This window comes from Pseudoalteromonas sp. BSi20480 (genome assembly GCF_000241365.1).
Classification (GTDB): domain Bacteria; phylum Pseudomonadota; class Gammaproteobacteria; order Enterobacterales; family Alteromonadaceae; genus Pseudoalteromonas; species Pseudoalteromonas marina.
On record NZ_BADX01000117.1, the window covers coordinates 1 to 3,148 of the forward strand.

Sequence of the window (3,148 nt, forward strand, 5' to 3'; positions counted from 1 at the left end):
TGCTCTTTAAAAATTTGGAAAAGCTGATAATAAAATTCGTATGAATAACATTGTTATTTGTACAGAGTTTTCAAAAGTAAAAAAGAATGATAGCAGTATCATTCAGTGCCATTTAATCACTCTTATGAGTCGATTGATTGGTATCTACTTTAGTATTCAATATTAACTTCTGGCGAAGTTAAACTGTCACAAAACAAAGACCCGTTTGGGTTGTATGGTTAAGTGACTAAGCGTACACGGTGGATGCCTTGGCAGTTGGAGGCGATGAAGGACGTATTAACTTGCGATAAGCCTAGTCAAGCTAGTAAAAAGCACTTGAGACTAGGATTTCCGAATGGGGAAACCCACCTGCTTGCAGGTATCGTTAACTGAATACATAGGTTAACGAGGCGAACGCGGAGAACTGAAACATCTAAGTACCCGTAGGAAAAGAAATCAACCGAGATTCCGAAAGTAGCGGCGAGCGAAATCGGAACAGCCCTTAAGCTTATTATGTGTTAATGGAAGGCTCTGGAAAGTGCCACGATACAGGGTGATAGTCCCGTACATGAAAAGACATTTTAAGTGAAATCGAGTAGGTCGGAGCACGTGAAACTTTGACTGAATATAGGTGGACCATCATCTAAGGCTAAATACTCCCAACTGACCGATAGTGAACCAGTACCGTGAGGGAAAGGCGAAAAGAACCCCTGTGAGGGGAGTGAAATAGAACCTGAAACCGTGTACGTACAAGCAGTAGGAGCAGACTTGTTCTGTGACTGCGTACCTTTTGTATAATGGGTCAGCGACTTATATTTTGTAGCGAGGTTAACCGATTAGGGTAGCCGTAGGGAAACCGAGTCTTAACTGGGCGAATAGTTGCAAGGTATAGACCCGAAACCCGGTGATCTAGCCATGGGCAGGTTGAAGGTTGAGTAACATCAACTGGAGGACCGAACCCACTAACGTTGAAAAGTTAGGGGATGACCTGTGGCTAGGAGTGAAAGGCTAATCAAACCGGGAGATAGCTGGTTCTCCCCGAAATCTATTTAGGTAGAGCCTCGGACGAATACTTACGGGGGTAGAGCACTGTTAAGGCTAGGGGGTCATCCCGACTTACCAACCCTTTGCAAACTCCGAATACCGTAAAGTAATATCCGGGAGACACACGGCGGGTGCTAACGTCCGTCGTGAAGAGGGAAACAACCCAGACCGCCAGCTAAGGTCCCAAAGTCATAGTTAAGTGGGAAACGATGTGGAAAGGCCCAGACAGCCAGGAGGTTGGCTTAGAAGCAGCCATCCTTTAAAGAAAGCGTAATAGCTCACTGGTCGAGTCGGTCTGCGCGGAAGATGTAACGGGGCTAAACTATGCACCGAAGCTGCGGATTCATACTTTGTATGAGTGGTAGGGGAGCGTTCTGTAAGCGGTTGAAGGTGTACCGGGAGGTATGCTGGACGTATCAGAAGTGCGAATGCTGACATGAGTAACGATAATGCGGGTGAAAAACCCGCACGCCGGAAGACCAAGGGTTCCTATCCCATGTTAATCAGGGTAGGGTAAGTCGACCCCTAAGGCGAGGCCGAAAGGCGTAGTCGATGGGAAACGGATTAATATTTCCGTACTTGGTATAATTGCGATGGGGGGACGGAGAAGGCTAAGCAAGCATGGCGATGGTTGTCCATGTGAAAGTGAGTAGGGCGTTTGTTTAGGTAAATCCGGACGAACACTAAACCTGAGACACGAGACGAGCTACTACGGTAGTGAAGTTGCTGATGCCATACTTCCAGGAAAAGCCTCTAAGCTTCAGATTATACCGAATCGTACCCCAAACCGACACAGGTGGTCAGGTAGAGAATACTAAGGCGCTTGAGAGAACTCGGGTGAAGGAACTAGGCAAAATCGTACCGTAACTTCGGGAGAAGGTACGCTCCTATCTGTGATGAGACTTGCTCTCTAAGCGGACGGGAGCCGCAGTGACCAGGTGGCTGGGACTGTTTATTAAAAACACAGCACTGTGCAAAATCGCAAGATGACGTATACGGTGTGACACCTGCCCGGTGCCGGAAGGTTAATTGATGGGGTTATCTTCGGAGAAGCTCTTGATCGAAGCCCCGGTAAACGGCGGCCGTAACTATAACGGTCCTAAGGTAGCGAAATTCCTTGTCGGGTAAGTTCCGACCTGCACGAATGGTGTAACCATGGCCACGCTGTCTCCACCCGAGACTCAGTGAAATTGAAATCGCAGTGAAGATGCTGTGTACCCGCGGCTAGACGGAAAGACCCCGTGAACCTTTACTACAGCTTGGCACTGAACATTGAACCTACATGTGTAGGATAGGTGGGAGACTTTGAAGCAGGAACGCTAGTTCTTGTGGAGTCGTCCTTGAAATACCACCCTTGTAGTTTTGATGTTCTAACGTTGGCCCCTGAATCGGGGTTACGGACAGTGCCTGGTGGGTAGTTTGACTGGGGCGGTCTCCTCCCAAAGAGTAACGGAGGAGCACGAAGGTTGGCTAAGTACGGTCGGACATCGTACGGTTAGTGTAATGGTAGAAGCCAGCTTAACTGCGAGACAGACACGTCGAGCAGGTACGAAAGTAGGTCATAGTGATCCGGTGGTTCTGAATGGAAGGGCCATCGCTCAACGGATAAAAGGTACTCCGGGGATAACAGGCTGATACCGCCCAAGAGTTCATATCGACGGCGGTGTTTGGCACCTCGATGTCGGCTCATCACATCCTGGGGCTGAAGTCGGTCCCAAGGGTATGGCTGTTCGCCATTTAAAGTGGTACGCGAGCTGGGTTTAGAACGTCGTGAGACAGTTCGGTCCCTATCTGCCGTGGGCGTTTGAGAATTGAGAGGGGTTGCTCCTAGTACGAGAGGACCGGAGTGAACGAACCGCTGGTGTTCGGGTTGTCATGCCAATGGCATTGCCCGGTAGCTACGTTCGGAACTGATAAGCGCTGAAAGCATCTAAGCGCGAAGCAGGCCTCGAGATGAGTTCTCACTAGACTTTTAAAGTCTCTGAAGGGCCGTTGAAGACTACAACGTTGATAGGCAAGATGTGGAAGTGGTGTGAGCCATTAAGCTAACTTGTACTAATTACCCGTGAGGCTTAACCATACAACGCCAAACGCGTTTTGTGTGACAGTTAAGACAGAAGTTAAT

1 rRNA gene is annotated in these 3,148 nt (G+C 48.7%); it reads left to right on the forward strand.

What is annotated here, in order from left to right:
- Positions 1-216: 216 nt before the first annotated feature.
- Positions 217-3,103, forward strand: a 23S ribosomal RNA gene (locus P20480_RS18355).
- The last annotated feature ends 45 nt before the right edge of the window (positions 3,104-3,148 follow it).